At 63.3% G+C, this 915-nt stretch carries 1 protein-coding gene; it reads left to right on the forward strand.

Features of this window, described 5'->3' with window-relative positions; translation table 11 throughout:
* Positions 1-804, forward strand: an 804-nt coding sequence (locus IZR01_RS49340) for a reverse transcriptase domain-containing protein (protein ID WP_194927907.1), incomplete at its 5' end; no start/stop codon positions are given.
* Between the last annotated feature and the right edge of the window lie 111 nt (positions 805-915).

Here is a 915-nt window from a genome sequence, read left to right on the forward strand (position 1 = left end):
TTCTTTAACCGTATCGACCATGCAGCGCTGATGGCCGAGGTGGAGAAGCGGGTCAGTGATCGTCGAGTGCTGAAGCTGCTGCGGCAGTGGTTGCAGGCCGGGGTGATGGTCGAAGACGGCAGTGTCGAGCGGACGGTCGCCGGTACTCCTCAGGGCGGGGTGATCTCCCCGTTGCTGTCGAACATCTTCCTGCACGTCCTGGACCGGGAGCTGAGTGTTCTCGGGGTGGGTGAGTTGGTGCGTTACGCCGATGATGGCGTTGTGATGTGCCGCTCCGAAGCCCATGCCAGGAGGGCTCTGACGGCGGTCGAGGTGATCCTCGGCCGGTTGGGGCTGGAACTGCACCCGGACAAGACGAGGGTGGTTGACCTGCGACAGGGCCGGGAAGGCTTCGACTTCCTCGGGTGCCACTTCAGGGCGCGCATGTCGGGCAAGCTGTGGGAACAGAAGCGGATCATCCGCTACTACCTGCAACGGTGGCCCTCACAGCGTTCCATGAAACGCATCCGGGAGAAGGTCAAGGAGCAGACCGGTCGCAACCGGGTGGGTCGGGACGTCAGGCTCGTCATCGAGGCTGTGAACCCGATGCTGCGCGGCTGGGGCAACTACTTCCGCACCGGGAACGCCGCCGACAAATTCCGCCAGGTCGACAACTACGTGGTGTTCCGGCTCAAGCGCCTGATGATGGCGAAGCGGGGCCGGAACTTGCACGCAGGACAGGCCCAGGCGTGGACCGAGGACTGGTTCAACGGGCACGGTCTCTACCGGCTCCGCGGCACCATCCGCTATCCGGAGACTGCGTAACCATGTCAAGAAGATCATCGGTAAGCCGTGTGCGGGAGAACCGCACGCACGGATTGAAAGGGGACAGAGGAAACGGGCTCTCACGAGCACCGCGCCTCTAACTACCAATGG

Origin of the sequence: Catenulispora pinisilvae (genome assembly GCF_015356865.1) — a bacterium.
GTDB lineage: Bacteria > Actinomycetota > Actinomycetes > Streptomycetales > Catenulisporaceae > Catenulispora > Catenulispora pinisilvae.